The 24,843-nt window shown below is 56.1% G+C and carries 19 protein-coding genes; 15 read left to right on the forward strand and 4 right to left on the reverse strand.

What is annotated here, in order from left to right:
- Positions 1–20: 20 nt before the first annotated feature.
- Positions 21–1,202, reverse strand: a complete 1,182-nt coding sequence (locus AC1AY0_RS10835; RefSeq protein WP_476523784.1) for a DUF6591 domain-containing protein — start codon at positions 1,200–1,202, stop codon at positions 21–23.
- A 172-nt stretch (positions 1,203–1,374) separates the two neighbouring features.
- On the opposite strand from AC1AY0_RS10835, the gene AC1AY0_RS10840 reads away from it, so the two are divergent.
- From AC1AY0_RS10840 to yicI, 11 genes are all read left to right on the forward strand, one after another.
- The gene (locus AC1AY0_RS10840) at positions 1,375–1,830 is read left to right on the forward strand and encodes a helix-turn-helix domain-containing protein (protein ID WP_476523782.1); all 456 of its coding nucleotides are present in this window, start codon (positions 1,375–1,377) and stop codon (positions 1,828–1,830) included.
- An 89-nt stretch (positions 1,831–1,919) separates the two neighbouring features.
- Positions 1,920–3,587 carry a serine/threonine protein kinase gene (locus AC1AY0_RS10845; RefSeq protein ID WP_476523781.1) on the forward strand — a complete coding sequence of 556 codons (1,668 nt, stop codon included), beginning with the start codon at positions 1,920–1,922 and terminating at the stop codon, positions 3,585–3,587.
- A 104-nt stretch (positions 3,588–3,691) separates the two neighbouring features.
- Positions 3,692–4,708: a LacI family DNA-binding transcriptional regulator gene (locus tag AC1AY0_RS10850; RefSeq protein ID WP_476523780.1), complete on the forward strand. Its 1,017-nt coding sequence runs from the start codon at positions 3,692–3,694 to the stop codon at positions 4,706–4,708.
- 161 nt (positions 4,709–4,869) lie between these two features.
- Positions 4,870–5,817 (forward strand): nucleoside hydrolase, encoded by a 948-nt coding sequence (locus AC1AY0_RS10855; protein ID WP_476523778.1) that lies wholly within the window; start codon positions 4,870–4,872, stop codon positions 5,815–5,817.
- Positions 5,818–5,959: 142 nt separating this feature from the next.
- Positions 5,960–7,375, forward strand: coding sequence for an MFS transporter (locus tag AC1AY0_RS10860; RefSeq protein WP_476523777.1), 1,416 nt, complete (start codon positions 5,960–5,962; stop codon positions 7,373–7,375).
- Positions 7,376–7,541: 166 nt separating this feature from the next.
- Positions 7,542–8,573, forward strand: a complete 1,032-nt coding sequence (locus AC1AY0_RS10865; protein WP_476523776.1) for a ribokinase — start codon at positions 7,542–7,544, stop codon at positions 8,571–8,573.
- A gap of 152 nt (positions 8,574–8,725) precedes the next feature.
- A complete protein-coding gene (locus tag AC1AY0_RS10870) occupies positions 8,726–11,296 on the forward strand; it encodes an excinuclease ABC subunit UvrA (protein WP_476523836.1) in 2,571 nt (856 codons plus the stop codon).
- A gap of 201 nt (positions 11,297–11,497) precedes the next feature.
- Entirely contained in the window at positions 11,498–12,838 is a 1,341-nt protein-coding gene (locus AC1AY0_RS10875) for an MATE family efflux transporter (protein WP_476523834.1), read from the forward strand.
- A gap of 30 nt (positions 12,839–12,868) precedes the next feature.
- Positions 12,869–13,879: an AEC family transporter gene (locus tag AC1AY0_RS10880; RefSeq protein ID WP_476523774.1), complete on the forward strand. Its 1,011-nt coding sequence runs from the start codon at positions 12,869–12,871 to the stop codon at positions 13,877–13,879.
- Between the two features lie 471 nt (positions 13,880–14,350).
- Positions 14,351–17,656 (forward strand): mupirocin-resistant isoleucine--tRNA ligase, encoded by a 3,306-nt coding sequence (gene ileS, locus AC1AY0_RS10885; RefSeq protein WP_476523773.1) that lies wholly within the window; start codon positions 14,351–14,353, stop codon positions 17,654–17,656.
- 176 nt (positions 17,657–17,832) lie between these two features.
- Positions 17,833–20,244 carry an alpha-xylosidase gene (yicI, locus tag AC1AY0_RS10890; RefSeq protein ID WP_476523772.1) on the forward strand — a complete coding sequence of 804 codons (2,412 nt, stop codon included), beginning with the start codon at positions 17,833–17,835 and terminating at the stop codon, positions 20,242–20,244.
- 1 nt (position 20,245) lies between these two features.
- On the opposite strand, the gene AC1AY0_RS10895 is transcribed toward yicI, so the two are convergent.
- Positions 20,246–20,971: an NADPH-dependent F420 reductase gene (locus AC1AY0_RS10895; RefSeq protein WP_476526407.1), complete on the reverse strand. Its 726-nt coding sequence runs from the start codon at positions 20,969–20,971 to the stop codon at positions 20,246–20,248.
- Between AC1AY0_RS10895 and AC1AY0_RS10900 the strand changes: the two genes are divergently transcribed.
- The 3 genes from AC1AY0_RS10900 to AC1AY0_RS10910 all read left to right on the forward strand — a co-directional run bounded on the left by AC1AY0_RS10900 (position 20,865) and on the right by AC1AY0_RS10910 (position 22,186).
- Positions 20,865–21,083 carry a hypothetical protein gene (locus AC1AY0_RS10900; RefSeq protein WP_476523840.1) on the forward strand — a complete coding sequence of 73 codons (219 nt, stop codon included), beginning with the start codon at positions 20,865–20,867 and terminating at the stop codon, positions 21,081–21,083. The two genes, AC1AY0_RS10895 and AC1AY0_RS10900, sit on opposite strands and share 107 nt — an antisense overlap.
- 30 nt (positions 21,084–21,113) lie before the next feature.
- Entirely contained in the window at positions 21,114–21,638 is a 525-nt protein-coding gene (locus AC1AY0_RS10905; protein WP_476523770.1) for a PadR family transcriptional regulator, read from the forward strand.
- Between the two features lie 149 nt (positions 21,639–21,787).
- Positions 21,788–22,186 carry a cupin domain-containing protein gene (locus AC1AY0_RS10910; protein WP_476523769.1) on the forward strand — a complete coding sequence of 133 codons (399 nt, stop codon included), beginning with the start codon at positions 21,788–21,790 and terminating at the stop codon, positions 22,184–22,186.
- 80 nt (positions 22,187–22,266) lie between these two features.
- Here AC1AY0_RS10910 and AC1AY0_RS10915 read toward each other — a convergent pair whose 3' ends face one another.
- Both AC1AY0_RS10915 and AC1AY0_RS10920 read right to left on the reverse strand, forming a co-directional pair.
- Entirely contained in the window at positions 22,267–23,058 is a 792-nt protein-coding gene (locus tag AC1AY0_RS10915) for an ABC transporter permease (RefSeq protein WP_476523768.1), read from the reverse strand.
- Positions 23,059–23,152: 94 nt separating this feature from the next.
- A complete protein-coding gene (locus tag AC1AY0_RS10920; RefSeq protein ID WP_476523767.1) occupies positions 23,153–23,968 on the reverse strand; it encodes an ABC transporter ATP-binding protein in 816 nt (271 codons plus the stop codon).
- Between the two features lie 121 nt (positions 23,969–24,089).
- Here AC1AY0_RS10920 and AC1AY0_RS10925 point away from each other — a divergent pair, with 121 nt between their 5' ends.
- Entirely contained in the window at positions 24,090–24,806 is a 717-nt protein-coding gene (locus AC1AY0_RS10925) for a response regulator transcription factor (protein WP_476523766.1), read from the forward strand.
- The last annotated feature ends 37 nt before the right edge of the window (positions 24,807–24,843 follow it).

A 24,843-nucleotide genomic window follows, 5' to 3' on the forward strand; every position in this document is an offset into this window, starting at 1 on the left:
GTCTCGCCCGCGCGAGGCGACTACTGAATAGTGCCGAGCTTCTCGTTGACTCGAGTCTGTACTTCGATGTAATACTGCAGTTCCTCGTCAGTCAAGGAACCATCATTGAGCGCATCGAACTTCCGCATGGTGTCGTTGTACTGCTTCATCCACTTGGCGTAATCGGCAAGCATGGACACGGGGTGACCTTCGGAGTTGTACTTGTTCATGAAGTCAACGTAGTCATTCATCGTCTTCTCGTAGCTGTCCATGGCAGCCTTGAAATCACTGTCCGAGGTACCGGAAGAAGCATTGGAATCGGTGCTTGTAGAGGAATCATTTGAGGAATCACTCGACGAATCACTAGATGAGTTCGAATCCGCATTACTGGAATCGTCAGAGGAATCGGAATCCGCAGAATCATCCGGCGGATAGATGGAAATATCCATCACATTCTTGTTGTATTCGTTCACTGATGCATGCACACTATAGCCTGCCTCATTCTTGGCCATGAATGCATCCTCGCTCTTGGAATAGTCCACAGTGAAGCCTTTGTCTTGTAGCGACTGCACGTAAGCCTCATATTGCGTAGCATCCGTATCACACACGGAAATGGCGAACAAGCTGGAGCTTTCGCTTTCAATCTGGCCGGTGGTGGACTGCGGCTGCGGCAATTGCGCCACCAGGTCGGAAGACGGCCAGCTGTATGCCTTGCATGTCACTTTCATGGATTCCTTGAACGCGGCATCATCGGCCTTGCTCTGAGCGCCAGCTCGCATAACGCTCACGCCGCCGATGATGAGCGCCACCACGGTGATACCCACCGCAACCCAAGCCAAAACACGGCCCTGCACTTTGCCGTCCTTACGAATGGTGTAGAGGGAGAAGCCAGAGAGCAGCACCGGCAGTACAGCGAAGAATGCCAGCTGGCCCCAGGAATTCATGCTGATGAAGGTGCACAGCAGGAACACGGCGCTTACGATAATGGCGAACACCGCCAGTTTCGAGGTTTTCTTATGCGGTTTCGGCTGTCCTGGCTGACTGGGCTGCGGCTGGCCAGGCTGACCCGGCTGTGTTGGACCTGCCGCGCCGGGCATGTTCGGAGCTAAATAGGTTACCCCACCCGTCTGCTGAACTGGTTGGACCGGCTGATTGAAATCGTTCTGTGGAGTCACTGGAGCAGGCCCCATGGGAGTGGTCGGCTGATCGGACTGATTGGTCATGGTATCTTCTCTCCTTTTCGTCAAAAGTCACTTAGCGCAGAGACGATTATCGGGTGGAATCAATCGCAGTTCCTCAGTTGATAACTGAAAAAATCAGTTGCCAACTGAATCACAGAGGAATATGTACGGTGTCTAATGCCGCGCGCAGGCGATACGACGGTATAAAGGACATATGGCAAAGAACGGCACTTCGAGCTCGGGCGAGAAAATACTGACTGAGGAATTGTTGGATCGTCTGCTCGCCAGCGACAGCATCGAGACATATTTGGATGAAGAAAAGGTCAAAGACCGTGAGCTGGTGGATTATCTGCAGTTTTTACTTCACCGCCATGGTCTCAAACGTGCTGATGTGGCTCGTTCGTCTGGATTGAATGCCACGGTTGTGTATGACATTTTTGCCGGTAAAAGCCGGCCAGGCCGTGATCATGCCATCATGTTGGCGTTCGGTCTTGGCTGTGATGTGCGGGAAACCCAGCGCGTGCTGCGATTTGCTGGCGTATCGGAATTGTGGTGCAGGCAGCGGCGCGATGCGATTATTTTATGGTGTGTGAAGCAGGGGCTAAGCCGGGCGGCCACGGATGATGAGCTGCATCGCTTTGGTGAACCGACATTGCTTAGCGTGGATTAGTGCTGACATAGTACGGGCACTCGGGTAGATGGCTGAAATAATAGGAATACTGCGGAATACAACAGCGATGATAGGGAAGGTTATGCATCATGGATGATATGCAGACGATGCATGCCATGATGCTTGACGATGCCTACCATGTTGAACGTGTTCTGGCTCACGGCCCATATGGCGTAACCGAATTAGTCACGATAGATGGCGCCGGACCGTTCGTGCGCAAAAAGATCCCTCTGCAATACGCGCGCAGGCGCTTATGGTCCACCATCGCCGAATGCCATTCGCCTCGATTGCCACATATCGAAGCCACCTATGAACTGCCCGACTGGTTCGTTGTTGTCTATGATTACGTGGACGGCATCACGTTAGAACAGTACATTGCCGAATGTGGGCGATTATCTGCGAGTGAAGCTGCTCATGATATTGCTCAACTGTGCGAAGCCGTGGGGGAGCTTCATCAGCATGGTGTGATTCACCGGGATATCACGCCGGCAAACATCATCATGGCTTCTGATGGCTTGCATCTTATTGACTTCGGTATCGCGCGCGAACGAATTGGCGGTGCGGAACGAACGCATGACACTACAACATTGGGAACGTGGGGATATGCGGCACCGGAACAGTATGGTTTTGCCGCCACTGATGCACGCAGCGATGTGTACGCGATCGGCGCGGTTTTGGGCTTTATGCTCACCGGCATACAGCCGTCTGACAAGGTGCAGTATGAGCGATTGCTGACCGATGATAATGTGGTCGATTCGCGTATGCGTGCCATCGTGGAACGCGCGTGTGCATTCGAGCCAAGCGCGCGGCCTGCGAATGCTGGCGCATTGCAGTCGCTGATAAATCATACAGATGCGAACAACAGCAGTACTGTGGCTTCTTTCCGCAGTGATATGTCTGCCGGCTCTTCTACTGGACTGAATGAGCACACTGAGCACAATGTGCATACTGGCAGCAATACCAAGCGAATGCATAAGCAGTTGATGATTTGGATTGCGGCAGCATTGATTGTGGTGCTGGCAGTAGTTGGCGGTATCGCTGGATATGCATTCATGCACAAAGCGTCGAATGATAATTCTTTAGCCGGCAAAAGCGGAACATCATCTATTGATAGGACTGATTCGGGTGCGGGCGGTTCGTCAGACGGCAATAGCGGTAGTAATAGCGAAACGATTGCGGACAATCCGCTTGAATTGGTTGAATCCGGATGGTCCGCTGAATCTGGATATGTGGAGTATGCGCTCGCTTTGCATAACACTGATGAGACGCATGCCGTGCAATTTCCTCAGGTGACCATCACCGGCAAGGATTCGGATGGTTCGGTGATGTTCTCCGATACACAGGTGTTTGCGATTGTCTATGCCGGTGAAACGGCCTATTTTGCTGGTCAAGTTGGTGATGGGGACAAGCCGGCGAGTGTGGAATTTAGCGCTGAGATGCCATCGTCGGATGATCTGCTGGATACTGATGGCGCTGAAACGTTTTCCGTTCGTGATGTCAAGGAACGTAAGGTTGATTTGGGTGGAGTGACCTTCAGTGGTGAAGTGGTGACCGACCGTGATGACGATAACGGCAAAGGTGTGTATACGGATGACGTTCAGGTGACGCTGGTGCTGCGCGATGCAAAGGGGCGAATCGTGTTTGGACGCAACACTAGTGTGGCCAAGCCGGCGCAAGGCAAAGCGAAGGCGTTCTCCATCGAGACCTACGGTTTGCCGGACTATACGTCGTATGAACTGTATGCGCACGTGTATTAGGTGATGTGGAATCCTCGCGTATTTCCTAGCGCACATAATATGCTGCGCTGCTGTTTTGATGTATCGTTACAGCATATGTGTCTGCATAGCGTAGGGGAGGGCATATGGCATTTGTGACGATTCGCGACATCGCCCAAGAGGCCGGTGTCTCCGTAACGGCTGTTTCGCAGATTTTGCATAACAAGGGGCGCTTCTCCGAGCAAACTCGAGAATTGGTGCGTAAAACTGCTGATCGATTGGGCTATGTGCCCGACCAGCGTGCGCGTGCGATGCGTTCGGCTGCTACGCAAACCGTGGGTTTGCTGGTGCCTGACCTGCGCAACCCGTATTTCGCTGACATGGTCTCCTCTATGGAAGAGGAGCTGTATCGCCGTGGCATCACGACGTTGATTGGTTCGTATGGCGAACGTGTAGACAGACAGGATGCGTTCTTGCATAGCCTGCTTGGCCAGCGCATTGATGGCGCCATCGTGGTGCCGCAGGGAGGGCTTTCCAAAGGTTTGCGTCTGCTGATTGAGCGCAAACTTCCGTTGGTGTTCGTTGATCGCCGCGTACCTGGAGCGGATACTGTACCATTCGTGGTTTCCGATCCTCAGCCTGGTTTGGAAGAAGCGTTGGGTCGTTTGGCTGAACTCGGTCATCGGACGATTGGTTTTGTGGCGCATTCCGCATTGGGGTCGTTCAGTGTGAATGAGCGAGCGAAGGCGTTCTCTGCTGCTGTTCGCTCGTGTGTTCCTGGCGGAACCGGGGTAGTGGTTGATTGTGATTCCACTGTGGAATCGCGAACCTCTGCATTGGATCGCTTGGTAAGTGCGGGAGTCACGGCCATTATCTGTGCGTATTCTCCAGACGCCATTATGATGCTGGGGCTTCTGCAGGAACGTGGAATGACAATAGGAGACACGATGTCGGTGGCATCGTTCGATGATATTGCGGCATTTCGGCTAATGATTCCGCAGGTGTCGGTGATTTCGCAGCAGGCCGATGAAATGGGGCGTATTGGTGTTGCGATGTTGCTGGACCGTATTGCTTCAGGGACTGAAGCTGCTGCGAGTACGCAGTATGTGCCTACAGTGCTGAAAATTCGTGATTCTCTGGGTGCTGCGTCTGCGACACGCTGAACAATGCGTGTCTGATTGACAAGTTTGCTTTAACGTTTTATCTTTAGTGTTATCAGATGATAAAACGTTAAAGCAAAGCTTTCGGGCTGGACCACAACGCCCATCATCAGCGGTCATGGAAGACCGTGCATAACGCCATCAAAGAAGAAAGGCAAACCCCCATGAAGAAGCTCATCCTTGATCTTGACACCGGTGTGGATGACGCCCTCGCCATCTCTTACGCACTCGGCAGCCCGGAAGTCGAATTGATCGGCATCACCGGCACCTACGGCAACGTGTTGCTTGAGCAGGGCGTGCGCAACTCCTTGGCCATCACGGACTTGCTCGGCCACCCTGAGGTCAAGGTGTACAAGGGTCTGCCGCATTCCAGCACCACCGATTCCTTCGAAGTGTTGGAGATTTCCGCCTTCATTCACGGCAAGAACGGTATCGGCGAGGTTGAGATTCCTGATTCTTCTCGTGAGCCGGAAACTGAATCCGCAGTTGATTTCATCATCGACGCGGTGAAGACCTACGGCAAGGATCTGATCTATGTGCCGACCGGCCCGATGACCAACATCGCTGCAGCACTGAATAAGGCACCTGAAATCAAGGATGAGATTGGCAACATTGTGCTCATGGGCGGCGCGCTCACCGTTCCGGGCAATTGCAATGCTTGCATGGAAGCCAATATCTCCCAGGATCCAGAAGCGGCAAACGAGCTCTTCCACTCCGGTGCTCCCGTGACCATGGTTGGTCTTGACGTCACCCTGCGCACACTGCTTACCTATAAGGAAACCCAGGTTTGGCGTGACCTCGGCACCGAGGCCGGCAACTTCCTCGCTGACATGACCGATTTCTACATCAAGGCGTATGAGACCACGTCCCCGCATTTGGGTGGTTGCGGTCTGCACGACCCGCTCGCCGTGGCCGTGGCCGTGGACCCGAGCTTGGTCACTCTGCTGCCGCTCAACATGAAGGTCGATTTGGAAGGCCCGACCCGCGGCCGCACCATCGGCGACGAAACTCGTCTGAGCGAACCGGCCGACACCACCAAGGCCGCCGTTCAGGTTGATGTGCCTCGCTTCCTGAACGAATTCATGACCCGCATCACCAACCTCGCCAAGTAATCACTCGAAGCTGTATCTGAAGTCAACATCATCGCGATGAACTACCCCTCAGTCAACCTGCGGTTGACAGCTCCCCTGACAAGGGGAGCCGAGAGGGGTGTCGCACCAACCTTGCCTGAACACATTTTTTAAGGACTTTATTATGTCGAATGCTCAAACTGCTACTCGTACGGCAGCCGATCCGTGGGCGGATCCGGAAACCAGCAGCAATATGGCCGTCAAGGCACTGATCCCGCTGCTTATCACCTTCATCCTGGGCACCCTGTGCCTGCAAGGCTTCAACCTGGTGTTCACCCAGGTGGGCGCTGATGTCGGCGCTCCCGCACAAGCCTCCCTCATCACCGCTATCCCGGGCATCGTGCTCGGCATCGTCTGCTTCATCTACGGCTCTCTCGGCGACTTCGTCTCCCTGAAGAAGCTCGTAGTAGTAGGCCTTATCACTCTGTTCATCGGCTCGATCTTCGGCTTCGTGGCAAACTTCTTCTTCGCTGCGAACCTGTGGACCGTCATCATCGCTCGCGTCTTGCAAACCGCAGGCGAGCAGGTGGCCGGATCCGCATTCCTGGTGGTGGCAAGCAAGTACCTGAAGCCATCGCTCAAGGTCATCTTCTTCGGTCTGTTCACTGCCGGTTACCAGCTGTCCGCATCCATCGGCGTATTCGCAGCCGGCATCCTGAGCTCCATCGCATGGCAGTACCTATTCCTCATCCCATCCATCACCATCGTCTTCCTGCCGCTGCTGCTCAAGAACCTGCCGGATAAGCAGGGCAACGGCGAGAAGGTCGACTGGCTCGGATTCACCATCTTCGGCGTGGCCACCGCCTTCCTCACCCTGTTCTTCTCCTACATGGCATGGTGGATGCTGATCGTCGCCATCGCACTGTTCGTGATCTTCGGCGTGTACATCACCAAGGCAGCCAAGCCGTTCGTTACCCCGGCCTTCTTCAAGAACACTCGTTGGCTGTGCGCCATCAGCCTGATTCTCGTGTTCTACTTCACCAACTACTTCATCTCCCCGATGTTCAACGCCATCGGCACCAACATCTACGGCATGACCACCACTCAGGTTTCCCTGCACATCGTGTTCGCCTTCCTGGTGGCTGCGGCCTTCGGCATCTGCTCGGGCGGTATCGTGGGCAAGATCGGCATCCAGCGCGCACTGCCCATCGCCGGCACACTGATGGCTTTGGGCTTCATCACCTCCGGCCTTGCCGTCAACTCCGGCTTCGTAGTGCTCACCCTGTGCGCCTGCCTGTTCTACGCCGGTTGCGGCCTCATGTACTCGCCGGTGGTCACCACCGTGCTCGGCACTCTGTCTGCTGACGAATCCGGTCGAGGCGTTGGCATGAACGATTTGGCCATGAATGTCAGCCCCTCCATCGGTATCGCCCTGTTCAGCAGCCTTATGGGCTCTCAGGCCTTCTCCGGCTTCAGCGTCATCGGCGCTCAGGGTGCCGCTGCCAGCTACTCGAACATCCTGATTCTCGCTGGCTGCGCTCCGCTGCTTGGTCTGATTGTCTTCTTCGCCTTCCGCAAGAAGATCTACACCGAGAAGTAATCCAATACTTCCGATTCCATCGAATCGGATGGCCGTAATACTGCGGTCGAACAAGTAGCCATACCAAGGCCGTTGGGCCGGTCTTACGCCCGGTTCAACGGCCATTTCCATGCAAGTTCCTTCTACTGTTCCGTGTCCACCCGCTTCCAAAGAAAAGGCAACCATCATGTCCGATTCTGTTTCCTCTGCTTCCCGCTCTACTGCCAACTCCACCGGCGATGCGCTTGCTCTGCTTGACCGTATCCATGGCTCGGTCAGCGTAATCGGCTCGATGAACGCCGACTACACTGTTGCCGCACAGCGCCTTCCCGGCCCAGGCGAAACCGTGGCGGGTGGACCGCTGCAGATTCTGCCCGGTGGCAAGTCCGGCAACCAGGCCGCTGCTGCAGCGCGCATCGGAGCCAACGTGCGCATGTTCGGTGCAGTCGGATCCGACTCCAATGCAGATTTTCTGCTTGGGGCTCTTGGCGATGCTGGCGTCAACACCACGCACGTGCGCCGCGTGCTCGGGCCAAGCGGTACCACCGTCATTATGGTTGATGCGAACGGTGAGAACGCCATCGTCTACTCGGCCGGCTCGAACGCGCAAGTCACGGTGGACTATGTCCAGGACTGCCGTGACGCGCTTACCAGCTCATCCGTGCTTGGCTTGTGTTTGGAAAGCCCGATTGAAACCGTTACTGCAGCTGCTCGCATGTGCCATGAGGCTGGCGTAAAAGTACTGCTCAATAACTCGCCGTTCACGCCATCCCTGCCTGCCGAACTCATCGAAGCCGCCGATATCCTGCTGGTCAATGAGCATGAAATGGCGCAATTGCTGGGCATTGGTGAGCCGGAAGACGATGATTGGTCGACGTTTGATTGGGAAGCTGCTCGCCAGCGTATGCGTGAATATGGCTTTGAACAGGCCATCGTCACCTTGGGCGGTGACGGCTCGATGGTGCTGGATTCCTCCAATGAACGCGAGCCGATTACGCGCATCATGCCGGTTCGCGTAGACGCCGTGGATACCACTGGCTGTGGCGATTCGTTCATGGGCACGGTGCTCGCCGGACTCGCTTCCGGTTTCGAACTGCGCGAAGCCGCCAGCCTGGCATCATATGTTTCCGCCTATGCCGCCACCGGCTATGGTGCACAAGCGTCATACGGTACTGCGGTGCAAATCAGGGAGCGCTTCGCCGGTACCGCAGCGAACTGAGTCTTACATAATCCGTGCGAGGATTATGCACAGAAGCGAACATTCACACATTGCCATAATCGTTGGTATTGCGGCAATGATGTGGTTACGATGTTCGTTTGATAGTGCGTAATCCTCGCATGTTTGGTATTTGGGAACCATTCGCTGCGGGGATGTGGAGGGACCATATGCCAAATGCCATCACCATACGCGGCGCTCGCGTGCATAATCTCAAAAATATCGACGTCGATGTGCCATTAGGCGAGCTCGTTGGTGTGGCAGGCGTCTCCGGTTCCGGTAAAAGCTCTTTGGCATTGGGCGTATTGTATGCGGAAGGTTCTCGCCGGTATCTGGAGGCACTCTCCACATATACTCGCCGGCGATTAACACAAGCCAGTCGCGCGCAAGTCGACGAAGTGCTGCATGTGCCGGCAGCGCTCGCGCTCCATCAGCGCCCGGCAGTCCCCGGCATCAGGTCCACGTTCGGTACGATGACCGAACTGCTCAATAGTCTGCGACTTCTCTTCTCCCGCTGTGCGAATCACGTATGCCCCTATTGCGGCGCACGGCAGCAGCCTACAATGAACGTGGCAGCAGAACTGCCGACAATTTGTGCGCAATGCGGTAAAGAATTTCAAGCTTCCGGCGCTGAATCATTGGCATTCAATTCGGGTGGCGCATGCCCAACCTGTTCAGGTACCGGCATTGTGCGCGAGGTGAATCGTGCGGCATTGGTGCCGGATGAATCAAAAAGTATTGATGATGGTGCAGTACTGCCATGGGGCTCGCTGATGTGGGACCTGATGAAGCAGGTATGCGGTGCGATGGGCGTGCGCACTAATGTGCCATTTCGTGAGTTGACACCTGAAGAACGGGATATCGTGTTCAACGGCCCGGCAGTGAAAAAGCATATTCTGTACCGGCCGAAGAAAGGCGACGATTTCGCCGAACTGGACTTCACCTATTACAACGCCGTCTACACGGTGGAAAATGCGCTCGCCAAAGCCAAGGATGAACAGGGCTTGAAGCGTGTGGCTCGATTCCTGCAGGAAAAGCCATGCCCCGATTGTTCTGGCACGCGGCTCAGTGCTGCCGCTCGCGCTCCTGAAATTCGTGGAATCAATCTTGCTCAAGCCACTGCGATGACATTGGATGATGCCGTTGCATGGGTGAGGGGAGTGCCAGAATCATTACCCGCTGAAATGCAGTCGATGGCCACGAATATCTGCGAATCATTCCTGGACGTGGCACGCAGACTGCTGGAACTCGGGCTCGGCTATCTTGCATTGGATCGAGCCGGATCCACATTGTCCACTGGCGAACGTCAACGCGTGCAATTGGCTCGTGCGGTGCGCAATCGAACCACAGGCGTGCTGTATGTGCTCGACGAGCCATCCATTGGCTTGCATCCCTCGAATGTGGACGGTCTGCTCGGCGTGATGCACGATCTGGTGGCGGACGGCAATTCCGTAGTCGTGGTCGATCATGACGTGCGCGTACTGAAGGCTGCAAATCATCTTATTGAAATGGGCCCAGTGGCTGGCGCTGACGGCGGCCGTGTGATTGCGCAAGGCACGGTGAAGGAAGTAGCCGACAATCCGAAGAGCCGTATCGCTCCATTCCTGGCTGAGGATGGGCAGCAGCGTATGCGGGCGCACATCGAAACCGAATCGAACATTGATTCAGGCATGTTCGCACTTGGACGCATTCATATGGAAACCGGCCCATTGCATACGGTCAAGCCATTGACCGTTGATATTCCACGCGGTCGACTGGTGGCCGTCACCGGCGTCTCCGGTTCCGGCAAAACCACGATGGTATTGGAAACTCTGATTCCTGCATTGAAGGCTGCGGCTGCTGGCGAACCATTGCCGGCTCATGTGCGCGCATTGCAAGCGGACGGCATCAATCGCGCGAATCTGATTGATGCCACACCCATCGGTGCCAATGTGCGCTCCACAGTCGCCACGTATGCCGGCATCCATGATGAACTGCGCCGAGCTTTCGCGCGATGTGAGGAAGCCAAAGCAGCCGGCTACAAAGCAGGCGATTTTTCATACAACACCGGCCGACTACGTTGCCCCACCTGCGATGGTACTGGGTCAATTTCACTGGATGTGCAGTTCCTGCCTGACGTGACGATTGCTTGCCCGGACTGCCATGGTTCCAGATATGCCGAGCAAGCCAATCAGATTCATCGACCGGTGAAGCAGCCGAAAACAACAGTCAAAGCCAAGAGCAAAGCCGAGTCAGAAGCACATCCGACGATGCTTACGTTGCCGCAGTTCATGGCCATGAGCGTGGACGAGACCCTCGCAGTAACCGGCGATATGAAGAAAGTGCATGCAAAACTCACCACATTGCATGATCTGGGACTCGGCTACCTGACGCTAGGCGAACCAACTCCGGCACTTTCCGGCGGCGAAGCGCAGCGTTTGAAACTCGCCAGCGAGATGGGGAGGGCTCAATCGGATGCAGTATTTGTGTTCGATGAGCCGACCATCGGCTTGCACCCGTTGGACGTACAAGTGCTGCTTGGCGTTTTCGACAGACTTGTGGCAAGCGGAGCGACGGTTGTTGTTATCGAGCATGATTTGGACGTTATCGCCAATGCCGACTGGGTTATCGACTTAGGTCCAGGCGGCGGTGAAGCTGGCGGGCGTATTGTTGCCGCAGGAACGCCGGAACAGATTGCCGCCAACCCTGCGAGTATCACCGGCCGCTATCTCCATATTCGTGAGTGAACCCCATGTTTCGCCACTGGCCTCATTCGTAATGTGACTACCTCTCAGTCTCGCTTCGCGAGCCAGCTCCCCTGACAAGGGGAGCCAAGAAAGGAAGGACCAGCGGCAAACTGAGTTTGGGCGCGGTGGGGGAGTAGGATATCCGGCGTGAATCAGGTTCTTGGCATCAAACGCGCGAGTGCGGACGCAAAATACCGGCAAATGACCGAGCAGCCGGTCCGTCCGCTGATCTTACGACTGTGTTTGCCTGCGGTGATCTCCAATCTGGTAACCACCGCTTACAATCTGACCGATACCTTCTTCATCGGGCAGCTCGGCACTGCACAATCGGGTGCCATCGGCATCGCCTTTTCCATTATGACGATTCTGCAGGCGCTGGGATTCTTCTTCGGTAACGGCGCAGGCAATTCCATGAGCCGTGAACTCGGCAAACGCAATAATGAGCGTGCGTCACGACTACTGGCGCTTGGATTTGCGGGAGCAGTACTTTCCGGCTTACTGGTTACGATTATCTGCTTAAGTACGCTGCGCTCGCTGGTCGTAGCGCTCGGTTCTACGGCGACGATTGCCCCATACGCTGTGCAATATCTGACGCCTATTCTGCTGGCCGCGCCATGCGTCTGCGGCTCGTTCGCATTGAATGGACTGCTACGTTATCAAGGGCAGTCCGCATTCGGCATGATCGGCTTGGTTTCAGGTGCTTTGCTGAACTTCCTGTTGGCACCATTGTTCATTTTTGTCATGCATTTGGGTATTTTTGGCGCGGGTCTCGCTACGGGCATCTGCCAAACCGTCAGCTTCATCATTCTGACTGTTATGAGTGCTCGATTCGGCGTATTGAAGCTGTCCTTGCGCAACTGCAGGCCGGACGCATTGCTACTGCGTGAAATCGTGGGCGGCGGTCTGCCCTCGTTGATTCGCCAAAGTGCAGGCTCGATTGCCACCACATGCGTGAACATCGCCGCCAACCCATTCGGCGATGCGGCAATCGCTGGTATGGCCATCGTGATGCGCATTATGCTTGGCGTCAATTCCGTGATCATCGGACTTGGCCAGGGCTTCCAGCCGGTTTGCGGATACAACTACGGTGCCGGCAAATTCAATCGCGTGCGCGAAGGCTTCTGGTTCTGCGTGAAGCTTTCCACATGCATACTGTTGGTACTCGGCGTAGCCATCTGGTTGGCCGCTCCGCAACTGGTTGAAATCTTCCGCTCCGACCCGGCCGTGGTGACGGTGGGTGTTGCCGCACTGCACTTCCAGTGCGTTACCGTGGCGCTGAACGGCACCAACATGATGGGCAATATGATCAGTCAGACGCTCGGCAAAACCGGCATCGCCTCGCTGCTTGCCGTATGCCGCACTGGACTGTATCTGGCTCCGGTGGTGCTGATTTTGCCGCATTTCATGGGCATCACCGGCGTGGAAATAGCACAAACCGTATCTGATGTGCTGACGTTCATTACCACAGTGCCATTTATGCGATATATCTTGCGCAAGTTCCTCGCACAGAATCATGACCATCATGATCATCATGACCGCTGACGGCGATTGCTGCTGAGTAGGAGAGAGTAAATGGGCCAATTTGGCGTTATGGTCGGCCAGCTGGTGGGCTTTTTCATCATGCTTATGGTGGGCTACGGCTGTGTGCGACTGCGGTTTTACGGCAAAGTAGCACTGGACGGTATGTGCTCGCTGCTGCTGAACGTACTGATTCCAGTGCTGGTGTTCTCCAATGCTGTGGACGGTACCGATCGCTCGCATCTGGCCGCCAATTGGGGAGTCATGCTACTAACTGCCGTGATGTACGGGCTACTCATTGCCGTGTTCTGGGCGCTCGCGCATGTGCTGCGGCTTAAAGGCTCCCGTAGTCATATTTTCCAGGCCTCTTTGATTTTCGGCAACGCTGGATTCATCGGCATTCCGTTGATTATGGCGCTGTTCCCGCAGGAAGGTGCGATTTATGTGGCATTAATGTCCATCGTGGATCAGGCACTGCTGTGGACGTATGGCGTATGGCTTTGCGAGCCGGTTGCGGAACCGAGCGGGGGAGCGGATCGCTCTGCGGCAGCTGCAAACAAAGCAGGGAAAACTTTTGGCTCTCGGATTGTTTCCCTCTTGCGTCGCTTCGTAAACCCTGCATTCATTGGTGTGATGATTGCGCTCGCGTTGATTCTCCTCGGTGTTCGCGTGCCGGACATTATCCTGAAGCCGTTGCATACTATCGGCAATATGGCAACACCAATGTCACTGATCTATCTGGGCGGCCTGTTCGCGCTGACTCGCTGGTGGCATGTACTGCGTCGCTATGAGCTGTATGTGGGACTGATCGCAAAGATGATTGTATTCCCACTGGCGTTCTACGCGCTGCTGACCGCTGTTGTGGCGGCTCTGCCATTCGCGGTGCCGATTACGCATGACATGATGCTGATGATCACCGTAATTGCTGGCCTGCCAACCATGACCACCATCGCCATGTTTACCGGGCGCAAGGATAACATGCCTGAATATGCAGTGGGATTCGTGCTCGTGAGCACGTTGTTCTCCCTCTGCTCGCTCGCCGTGGTTTCCGCAATCGTGTTCTGATGGTGTTCTATCCGTTTGGCGTTGCGGCGTGCTACTATGAGCCGCGTTGTTAGGCGTTGATCCGTTATCAGCGGGGAGTCTTCGGAAGAACAGCGGTTTTGCGGCTTGACTGTATGGATAGCCGGAGCTGCTTAGTAGAACCGACGGGATCGGCCCGAAATAGCCGAACATAAGCGATCGCTCGAATCGCCTTCAGATATCTGGTCTGCCAGATGTCTGGGTTATGGATGATTTGCGGCGATAAGCGAGGTGGTACCGCGGTGCGGGGCGCAACATAAGCGTTCATCATCGTCCTCGTAGGCAGGAATGGCCGTATCAAGTCATTTCGGGTGGAACAATGCAGGTTCCTGAGCTGCGAGGCGATTGATTATCAACCGCAATGCAATCAGGAATCAGAACAATCAGAATCATCCGGAATCTTCATACAGTCGCTTCTGCAAGGACCAGCACAGTATTACTAGGAGATTTACGGTGAGCGAAAACGTATATCCCAAGGCGAACGAGGGCGGCGAAACCGCACACGTAGCGCCGAACCCAAGTTTCCCCAACATGGAGGAAACCGTTCTCGACTACTGGGATAAGGATGATACCTTCCAGAAGTCTGTGGAGCGCAACCCCTCCGGCGACCATAGCCAGAACGAATTCGTGTTCTTCGATGGACCGCCTTTCGCCAACGGTCTGCCGCACTACGGCCACCTGCTGACCGGCTACGCCAAGGACGTCATTCCGCGTTACCAGACCATGAAGGGCCGCAAGGTCAACCGCGTCTTCGGTTGGGATACCCACGGTCTGCCGGCAGAGCTTGAAGCCCAGAAGGAACTCGGCATCGATTCGGTCGACCAGATTGAGAAGATGGGCATCGATAAGTTCAACGATGCCTGCCGTGCCTCCGTGCTGAAGTACACTCACGAATGGCAGGATTACGTGCATCGTCAGGCCCGTTGGGTGGACTTCGAGCACGGCTACAAGACCCTGAACATTCCGTACATGGAATCCGTGATGTGGGCCTTCAAGCAGCTGTACGACAAGGGCCTGGCCTACCAGGGCTACCGTGTGCTGCCGTACTGCCCGAAGGATCGCACGCCGCTGTCCGCACACGAGCTGCGCATGGATGCCGACGTTTACCAGGATCGTCAGGACACCACCGTATCCGTGGCCGTCAAGCTGCGCGATGAAGACGCCTACGCCGTCTTCTGGACCACTACGCCGTGGACCGTGCCCACCAACTCCGCCATCGTGGCCGGTGCAGACATCGATTACGTTGAGGTCCAGCCCACTGAAGGCAAGTTCGCCGGCAAGAAGTTCTACCTCGGCAAGGATCTGCTGCCGCACTACGCCAAGGAACTCGGCGAGAACTACGAAGTGGTGCGCGAACTCAAGGGCTCTGAGCTGGCTGGCCGCCGCTACTGGCCGGTCTTCCCGTACTTCGCCGGCGAACAGGCCGAAACCGAAGGCAATGTGCCTGGTCCGAACGGCTACACCATCTTCACTGCCGATTACGTCGACACCGTTGAAGGTACCGGCCTCGTGCATCAGGCACCATACGGCGAAGACGATATGAACACGCTCAACGCGCACGGCATCAAGAGCACCGACGTGCTCGACGCCGGCTGCCGCTTCACCTCACAGTGCCCGGAGTATGAGGGCATGTTCGTGTTCGACGCCAACCTGCCGATTCTGCGCAACCTGCGTGCCGGTGACGGCCCGCTCGCCGAAATCCCCGAGGACAAGCGCGCCATCCTCTTCCAGGAGAAGAGCTACGTGCACTCCTACCCGCACTGCTGGCGTTGCGCCACCCCGCTGATCTACAAGCCGGTGAGCTCCTGGTTCGTTTCCGTGACCAAGATCAAGCCGCGTCTGCTGGAGCTCAACCAGCAGATCAACTGGATTCCGGATAACGTCAAGGACGGTCAGTTCGGCAAGTGGCTGGCCAACGCTCGCGATTGGTCCATCTCCCGTAACCGCTTCTGGGGTTCCCCGATTCCGGTGTGGGTCTCTGACGATCCGAAGTACCCGCGCGTCGACGTGTACGGTTCGCTCGAAGAGCTGAAGAACGACTTCGGTGACTACCCGCGCGACAAGGACGGCAACATCAACATGCACCGTCCGTGGATCGACAACCTGACCCGCCCGAACCCGGATGATCCGACCGGCAAATCCACGATGCGCCGCATTCCGGATGTGCTCGACTGCTGGTTCGAATCCGGTTCCATGTCGTTCGCTCAGTTCCACTACCCGTTCGAGAACAAGGAAAAGTTCGAACAGCACTTCCCGGCCGATTACATCGTCGAATATATTGGCCAGACCCGTGGCTGGTTCTACCTGCTGCATGTGATGGCAACCGCCCTGTTTGACCGTCCGGCATTCAAGAACGTGATCTGCCACGGCATCGTGCTCGGCTCCGACGGCCAGAAGATGTCGAAGCATTTGCGCAACTACCCGGATGTGAACGGCGTATTCAACAAGTACGGTTCCGACGCCATGCGTTGGTTCCTCATGTCTTCGCCGATTCTGCGCGGTGGCAACCTGATCGTTACCGCCGAGGGCATTCGTGACACGGTTCGCCAGGTCATGCTGCCGGTGTGGAGCTCCTACTACTTCTTCACGCTGTACGCCAACGCAGCCAACGGTGGTAAGGGCTTCGACGCCCGCCACCTGACCGCTGACGAGGTTGCTGCGCTGCCTGAAATGGATCGCTACCTGCTGGCCCGCACCCGCCGACTGGTGGAGCGTGTGGAGAAGGCTCTCGATGATTTCGCCATCTCCGACGCCTGCGATGCAGCTTCCGACTTCATCGACGTGCTCACCAACTGGTACATCCGCAACACTCGTGACCGCTTCTGGAACGAAGACGAGAACGCATTCAACACCCTGTACACCGTGCTCGAAGTGTTCATGCGCGTGCTCGCACCGCTCGCTCCGATGGAAGCCGAATCCGTGTGGCGTGGACTCACCGGTGGTGAATCCGTGCATCTGGCCGACTGGCCGTTCGTGGTGGATGAGAAGACCGGCGAGACCACCGAACTGGGCCGCGTGCTGGTCGACGATCCGAAGCTGGTCAACGCCATGGAGAAGGTGCGTGAAGTCGTTTCCGGCACTCTGTCCCTGCGCAAGGCCTCCCAGATTCGCGTGCGCCAGCCGCTCTCCAAGCTCACCGTTGTGGTCGAGGATGTGGATGATGTCAAGGCATACGCCGATGTGCTGAAGTCCGAGCTCAACGTGAAGGATATTGAGTTCTGCACGATGGAAGACGCTGGCTCCCAGGGTCTGAAGATTGTACACCAGCTCAAGGTGAACGCTCGCGCTGCTGGCCCGCGCTTGGGCAAGCAGGTGCAGTTCGCCATCAAGGCCTCCAAGACCGGCGCTTGGCATGTAGATGCCTCTGGCGCTCCGGTGGTGGAAACCCCGAACGGCGAGGTGGCATTGGAAGCTGGCGAATACGAGCTGATTAACCGCGTGGAAGAGGAGAACGCTGCTGAAGCCGCCGCTTCCGTGTCCGCAGCTCTGCCGACCGGTGGCTTCGTGATTCTCGATACCGCGCTGACCCCGGATCTGGAAGCCGAAGGCTACGCTCGCGACGCCATCCGCGCCGTGCAGGACGCCCGTAAGGACGCCGGACTGGATATCGCCGACCGCATCGCCCTGACGCTCATCGTTCCGGCTGCTGATGTGGCCAAGGTCGAGCAGTTCAAGGACCTCATCGCTCACGAGACCTTGGCAACCTCCCTGGAAGTCAAGGAAGGTGCTGAGCTGACCGTTGAGGTGCAGAAGGCCTGAGCTATGCGGTAAGCATGGTGATTGCTGATACGCGCTGACATAGTGCAGAAGGACTGAACCGATACTTTCGGTTCAGTCCTTCTGCTTTTCTGCTGCTTTGAAATCGCATTGATTACCGTTTGGTCAGTTGCGATACAATGCTGATGATTATCTCGCCTACAAGGAGTGCAGCAACAATGAAGTTTACCAATGGTTACTGGATGATTCGCGACGGCGTCGATGCCCTGTATGCGCGGGAAGCATATGAATTACATGCTGATGCTGCTGCTGAACAGTTGAATGTGCTCGCCACCACAGCCGCGATTCATGGCCGAAACGACACCGTCAACCTTGCTACTTTCAATGTGGATATCACTACTCCGGCCGAAGGTGTGATTCGAGTCCGCGCCGAGCATTGGCAGGGTGCTACTGAGTATCCAGGTTTTCCGCTCAATGCTGACGAACCCGGCAATCGTGATTATGTGAATGTTGCTGCCCACGGCAACGGTGACGGCGAAGTTGGCGTCAACGGCGCAGACATCACCCTGACTACCGGTGGATTGACTGCCAAAGTGGTGAAGGGCTCGCCATGGAATCTAACTTTTCTTGATGAACATGGCGCAGTGCTGACCAAGTCAGAAGGCAAGTCACTAGCTCGATTCAAGCTCGGTACTGGGGCGAACGTCACCGCACAGCCGGTTGGCGAATTTGGCGTATCGATAGACGGTTCCGCCCGCGATGAATCCGATGTGTTCACTGCCATCCAACTGCATCTTGGCGTGGGTGAGAACGTTTACGGCCTTGGTGAACGTTTCGGCGCATACGTCAAGAACGGCCAGACCGTTGACATCTGGAATGAAGACGGCGGCACCGCCTCCGAACAAGGCTACAAAGATATACCGTTCTACATGACTTCCAACGGCTACGGCATTCTGGTCAACAATCGTGGCCATGTGTCCTTCGAAGTTGGTTCTGAAAACACCGAAGCTGTGCAGTTCTCCGTGCCCGGCGAAGGCCTTGACTTCTGTGTGATTTATGGTCCGACTCCGAAGCAGATTCTCGACCGCTACACCAAGCTGGTTGGCCGTCCTGCCAATGTGCCGGCTTGGAGCTATGGCCTGTGGCTCACCACTTCGTTCACCACTAAATATGATGAAGCCACCATTAATTCCTTCATCGACGGTATGGCTGAGCGTGATATTCCGCTGGCAGCCTTCCACTACGACTGCTACTGGATGCGTGAATTCCACTGGTGCGACTTCGAATGGGACAAGCGGTTCTTCGGAGACATCGAATCCACGCTGAAGCGCCTGCACGAAGACAAGGGCCTGCATATCTGCGCATGGATTAACCCGTACATCGGCCAGCGCGGCGATATGTTCAAGGAAGGTCGCGATAAGGGGTACCTAGTCAAGAAGGCCAATGGAGAAGTGTGGCAGACCGACTTCTGGCAGGCCGGCATGGGTCTAGTGGACTTTACCAATCCTGAAGCTCGCGAATGGTTCAAGGACAAGGTCAAGAAGCTGCTGAACCAGGGAGTGGACGCCATCAAGACTGATTTCGGTGAGCGTATTCCACGCGATGTGGTCTGGTATGACGGTTCTCCGAAGCTGTCCATGCATAACTGGTACACCCAGCTCTACAACCAGACCGTATTTGAAGCCATCGAGGAAACCTACGGCAAGGGCAATGCCTGCCTGTATGCCCGTTCGGCAACCGTCGGTGGCCAGCAGCAGCCCGTGCACTGGGGTGGCGACTGCGAATCCACCTTCAACGGCATGGCTCAGTCCTTGCGCGCCGGCCTGTCCCTGACCTCCTCCGGCTTCGGTTTCTGGAGCCACGATATCGGCGGCTTCGAAGGAGCCTTCCCAGATTCGGCTGTCTACAAGCGTTGGGTAGCTTTCGGTTTGCTCGGCTCCCACTCTCGTCTCCATGGTTCCACTGTCTACCGCGTGCCGTGGCTGTTCGACGAGGAAGACCAGAAGAACGGTGTGGAATTGGTGCCCGGCCAGACCGCAGTCGATGTGGCTCGCAAGTTCACCAAGCTCAAGCTTGAACTTATGCCATACGTGTACGAAACCGGTTTGCAGCCGCATATCAACGGCACTCCGATGATGCGTTCGATGTTCGTGGAATTCCCGGATGACCAGACCTGCCGCACGCTCGACCGTCAATATATGTTCGGACCGAATTTCCTGGTGGCTCCGGTGTTCACCTACTCCGGCGAAGTCTCCTACTATCTGCCGCAAGGCGTATGGGCCAACTGGTTCACCGGCGAGAAAGCGCGGGGTGGTGTGTGGCGCAATGAAGTTCACAGTTATGATTCCATTCCGCTGTGGGTGCGCGACGGTTCCGTCATCGTCACTAATCCGGGAGAAACCAAGCCGGACCGCGTCTACGGCACCGATGCACTGGTCTCCGTGTTCCTGACTGATGTGGAATCCGCTGAAGCTGTAGTCACTGAGATGGACGGCTCTTCCGTGACCTTCACCGCTCGCCGCACTGCTGCCGGTGTGGAAGTTTCCAGTTCCGATGGGCGCGCGTTTAACGCACGACTCGGCGTTGACGGGGAAATTGTCAACGCCGAGTCCGGTACCGTGGTGTTGTAGGTTACTTCACGACCTTGAAGCCACCGGTCCACGGGGTCTGCTGGGTGACGCCCAGGATGATCTGCAGAGCGCCGTAGCCTTCAAGGTACTGTGCGCGCTTGAGCGGGCCAGCATCTACGGTCTTGAGGCCACCGGCCTCGATGAAGGCGGCGACGGACTTCTTAGCATCCTCGTTGTCGGAAGCAAGCTGCACTACGGTCGGAGCACCATCGTTTTCGCCGGTGGCAAGGGTTGCGGCGAAGGTGGTGTTGAAGCCCTTGACCACCGTGGAGTTCGGCAGCTTGGCTGCCACATATTCAGCGGCGGACTTGTAGCCTTCCGGCAGAGCCAAGTCGAACGTGGTGAAGTCAATCGGGTTGGCCACATCCACGACGGTCTTGCCGGCCAGCTGATCGGCGTAGGCGGTGAGCACTTCGTCGTAAGCCGGGAAGGGGAGTGCCAGTACCACAATGTCGCCGGAGATGGTGGCCTCGCCGAACTTCGCGCCGGTGACGCCTTCGGCCGCTGCGGCAGCCTTATCCGGGTTGCGGTCGATAACCTGCACGGATGCGCCGGACTTGACGGCGATGCCAGCCACTGCGGAACCGATGTTGCCTGCGCCGAAGATGGTGATGTTGCTCATGATGAGTCCTTTCGTTGTATTGCTCTTCGTCTGTTGTGTTGCCTTGCGATTGCTTCGGTTGGTGTTCCGCTGCGTTCGCGTTGATGCCAGTATGCACCTCAACAAGAGATATTTCAAACTGATATATATCGAGAAGATTTATATCGAGATGAAAACTGTTGGAATTGCGCGGATTGCTGTGGCTGTTGCTGGTTCTGCTTCGGGCGTGTCGTTCTGAGATATCTCGGCTTGAGATATCATGGATGGCATGATGAACACGATAGAACTGATGACGTTGGGATTTCTCTCTGAGGAACCGCTGTGTGGCTACCGTTTGCGGAAGAAGATGGAGCAGCTGCAAGGCTATATGCAAGCGGTCTCCGATGGCACGCTGCATTCAGTAACCAATAAATTCGTCAAGGCCGGTTATATTGGCGAGACCTTCAATGTGGTCAATGGCCGCCGTTTGCGCGAATTCCACCTGGAGGATGCCGGTCGCGACAAGCTTATCGACGAGCTGAAAAACACGAGTGGATACAACCTGACCAATATCACCAAATGGTCTGTGGTGATGTCCTTCCTTTCGGTCATTCCTGAGGAATCCGATCGCCGTGCAGTGTTGCAGCGCCGTCTTGATTTGCTGGAATCCGACGTGCGCCGACTCTACAGCGACGGCGAAGGCCCCATCGATAACGACAAGGTGGAAGACAAATACCGCCGCGCCATCATCATGGTGCACGATGCCGAAATCGACGCCGAGCGTCAATGGCTCAAAGAGGAACTCGGCGAGTAGATATAGGAGGTGCATTCCTTATCGCGACTTATATTGAATGCGTTGCATGACATTCCTATGCGATTTTTGCATGGCAATGCATTGATATTGCCTATTGGACAGGAGCCTATGTGAGCGATTCAATAGAGGCGAACATAGGAGGAAACGATATGGACAATCCAAGTGCATTCCCGATGGGGGAGCCGAACGATGCATTCGCTCAGTATTTTGAAGGCCAGAGCTACTTGGCTCCGCTCGCCGGTGACGACCAGGTAAGCGTGGCCAACGTAACATTCGAGCCTGGCTGCACGAACCATTGGCATATTCACCACGGTATCTGCCAGATTCTGCTGGCGGTAGGCGGCCGCGGCTACTACCAGATTGAAGGCCAGGAGCCGGTCGAATTGAAGCCCGGCGAGGTGGCTTACATTCCACCGGACACCAAGCATTGGCATGGCGCCGCTCCGGCGGAGGCATTCGCCCATGTGGCCATTATGCCGAAGAAGGAAGGTTCCTCCACCGAATGGCTTGAGCCGGTGGACGAAGAAGCCTATAAGAATCTGGCGTGAACAAACTGGCGTAAGTAAAAGCCCCGATTCCTAGGTGAAGGAGTCGGGGCTTTTGCCTGTGAATCAACCACAATAATCCGCTACCGCATTTCCGGCGGCTTGTATTGGTCATCGGTGGTGAAGCAGGTGCGATAGACCATGGCCATGATGAGGCTGTCGGCTACGAGGGTCAGCGCGGCGATGGCGGCGAACACCACGAACTGATATTTGGCCGCTTCCAGAGGATCGCCTCCGGCAATCACCTGGCCTGCCATCATGCCCGGAATCGTCACGATACCGCAGGATGCGAGCGTGGCCGTAGTGGGTAGAAGTCCGAGTCGAATCGAAGAGACAATGGATGGTCGGGCCGCTTCCCAAGCTGTGGAACCCAAGGCGAGCAGCGTATCGATTTCATCGCGACGCTCGTTCATGCTCTCGTAGAATCGGCTTAATCCCACCGCCAGCGCGGAGACGGTATTGCCGAGCAGCATGCCGGTAAGCGGCACCACCAATTGCGGCGCATACCAAGGGTGCGGGCGGACCACGAGCTCAGTGACCAAAGAAATCATCAGCAGCATGGTGATAGCCAGGCTCAGCAGCACTGGGCCGGCGAGACCTTTTGGCACACCTTTGGCGCGCGATAGCGTAATCTGCACAGCGGCCACCAGCATCACCGCAATCACGCCGAACACAAGGAACACATTGTTCGCGCGGATGATATAGCCGATGATGAAGCCCATCGCGCACAATTGCAGCAATGCGCGGCATGCGGACCACAGCAGTGTTTTGCCGATGTTGATGCGCATGAGCTCGCTGATGCCTGCCGCGATGGCCACCATAGCTAGGGCAACAAGCAGGCCCCAGATATCAATATCGTATGAATTACCGGTCATGCTTGCTCACCATCCTTGTGTGAAGTTGCTCCCCTCAGTCGGCTTTGCCGACCGCTCCCCTCAGGGAGGGGAGCCAGGGACTGTGACGATGCGGTCATGCTTGCTCACCGTCCTTTTCACTCAGCGTGCCGTTTGCTAGGGTGACGATGCGTGAGGCTCGGCCATCCGGTGGGCGGTGGCGGATGCGGATAATCGCCATGCCGTGGGATGCTGCGGTGGCCATGATATCGGCCACTTTCTCAGCATTCTCATCATCCAAGCCAGCATCAACCTCATCAGCCAAAAGCACTTTCGGCTCAGTCAGCAACGTACGAGCCAGAGAAACGCGCGCCGCCTGACCGCCAGAGAGATCATGCGGCGGGCGATCAAGATCAATGTCCTCGCAACCCATCGCATCCAATGTCATACGAATACGCTGGTCGGTGAGCAGTTTGCGAGCCTGCTCCTCATTGTTGCGGAATAGCGCCACGAATTTGCGGCCGAGCCCAACTTTGCCGATATGGTGCGGCGCATCAGCGGTTTTTGCATCCTGAAGATCAGCTTCAGCCTTAGCTTCGCTCACTCCCGCGCGAATCACCAGCGTGAACGGCAGCCGAATCGCATCGGCCACCGTTTCGCCCGGCAGAATCGGTTTTTGAGGCAGATATGCCACTTCATGCCGCCATTGCTGCGGCGTGAATTCGCTGGAATCATGACCGTTCAGCGTAAACGAACCAGCCGCGTGAGGATTCAGGCGCGCGAACGCAGTTAACAGACTACTTTTGCCTGAGCCAGACGGCCCAACCAAATCCACAATCTCACCGGCTGCTATCGCGAACTCAAGATTTTCAAAAATCGTGCGCTGCTCTGATTGTGCCGGCACAATACATGTCACTTGCTTCGCGGCAAAGACATTTTCCGTATTACTCATATTGCGCACGTTACTTCGGCGGCGGCATTGCGCCCAATCTTCTGAGCGTTTCTTAGCGGACTCTTAGACGCTTGGCGGTCTGATATAACCGTAATAAAAGGGCTTTTTGGTCAGGATGGCTATGGCAACGGCAAACGATTATCAGGCAGCGTACGCAACGGATCCGGAACGACTGCTGCTTCCGGCAGTACTGTTCATCGAAGACGATCCAAACTTGGGATCGATGACTTCGGAAATGCTGGGAATCGACTATCGAGTGGATTGGGTGGAGACGATTACCGATGCGCGCGCCAAGCTCGCCGGCAACACGTACGACGCGCTTATCGTGGACCGGCGTCTGCCGGACGGTGATGGGCTCGACTTGATTCGTTCGCTTCGAGCGGGCGGTGTATCCACTCCCACGTTGATGTTAACTGCGCTTTCCGAAGTGGACGATATCGTGGACGGCCTGGACGCCGGAGCCAACGACTACCTGACCAAACCATTCCACGTGGTTGAGCTTGAAGCTCGTCTGCGTGCCCTGCTGCGTGGATTCCATGCGCAGGCTTCCAGCATTATGATTGGCGACTGGCTGCTGAAACCCAGCGCCAATATTATTGAGGATCCGGATGGGCGTGCTGTGGCGTTGACGGATGTGGAGGCGAAGTTGCTTGCCACGCTCGCAGCTGCGCCGGACCACGTATTCAGCCGTGAGGAACTGCTCAAAAATGCGTTCTCATCTGGCAGTGATATTGGTGCCGTGGATGTGTATGTGTCGTATGTGCGCGGCAAAACCACGCGCGGCATTATCGCCACGGTGCGCGGGCGCGGCTATCGAATCGGACAGCCGCAGGAGTAGAAGCGAACCGAGCACAATCGAACGAGAAATACCAATC

It is taken from the genome of Bifidobacterium sp. LH_416 (assembly GCF_056357055.1).

What these genes read in the sequence shown, in the direction of transcription:
- AC1AY0_RS10835 (WP_476523784.1), bottom strand. Translation starts at nt 1,202, where the DNA reads ATGACCAATCAGTCCGATCAGCCGACCACTCCCATGGGGCCTGCTCCA.
- AC1AY0_RS10840 (WP_476523782.1), top strand. Translation starts at nt 1,375, where the DNA reads ATGGCAAAGAACGGCACTTCGAGCTCGGGCGAGAAAATACTGACTGAG.
- AC1AY0_RS10845 (WP_476523781.1), top strand. Translation starts at nt 1,920, where the DNA reads ATGGATGATATGCAGACGATGCATGCCATGATGCTTGACGATGCCTAC.
- AC1AY0_RS10850 (WP_476523780.1), top strand. Translation starts at nt 3,692, where the DNA reads ATGGCATTTGTGACGATTCGCGACATCGCCCAAGAGGCCGGTGTCTCC.
- AC1AY0_RS10855 (WP_476523778.1), top strand. Translation starts at nt 4,870, where the DNA reads ATGAAGAAGCTCATCCTTGATCTTGACACCGGTGTGGATGACGCCCTC.
- AC1AY0_RS10860 (WP_476523777.1), top strand. Translation starts at nt 5,960, where the DNA reads ATGTCGAATGCTCAAACTGCTACTCGTACGGCAGCCGATCCGTGGGCG.
- AC1AY0_RS10865 (WP_476523776.1), top strand. Translation starts at nt 7,542, where the DNA reads ATGTCCGATTCTGTTTCCTCTGCTTCCCGCTCTACTGCCAACTCCACC.
- AC1AY0_RS10870 (WP_476523836.1), top strand. Translation starts at nt 8,726, where the DNA reads ATGTGGAGGGACCATATGCCAAATGCCATCACCATACGCGGCGCTCGC.
- AC1AY0_RS10875 (WP_476523834.1), top strand. Translation starts at nt 11,498, where the DNA reads ATGACCGAGCAGCCGGTCCGTCCGCTGATCTTACGACTGTGTTTGCCT.
- AC1AY0_RS10880 (WP_476523774.1), top strand. Translation starts at nt 12,869, where the DNA reads ATGGGCCAATTTGGCGTTATGGTCGGCCAGCTGGTGGGCTTTTTCATC.
- yicI (WP_476523772.1), top strand. Translation starts at nt 17,833, where the DNA reads ATGAAGTTTACCAATGGTTACTGGATGATTCGCGACGGCGTCGATGCC.
- AC1AY0_RS10900 (WP_476523840.1), top strand. Translation starts at nt 20,865, where the DNA reads ATGATGAGTCCTTTCGTTGTATTGCTCTTCGTCTGTTGTGTTGCCTTG.
- AC1AY0_RS10905 (WP_476523770.1), top strand. Translation starts at nt 21,114, where the DNA reads ATGATGAACACGATAGAACTGATGACGTTGGGATTTCTCTCTGAGGAA.
- AC1AY0_RS10910 (WP_476523769.1), top strand. Translation starts at nt 21,788, where the DNA reads ATGGACAATCCAAGTGCATTCCCGATGGGGGAGCCGAACGATGCATTC.
- AC1AY0_RS10915 (WP_476523768.1), bottom strand. Translation starts at nt 23,058, where the DNA reads ATGACCGGTAATTCATACGATATTGATATCTGGGGCCTGCTTGTTGCC.
- AC1AY0_RS10920 (WP_476523767.1), bottom strand. Translation starts at nt 23,968, where the DNA reads ATGAGTAATACGGAAAATGTCTTTGCCGCGAAGCAAGTGACATGTATT.
- AC1AY0_RS10925 (WP_476523766.1), top strand. Translation starts at nt 24,090, where the DNA reads ATGGCAACGGCAAACGATTATCAGGCAGCGTACGCAACGGATCCGGAA.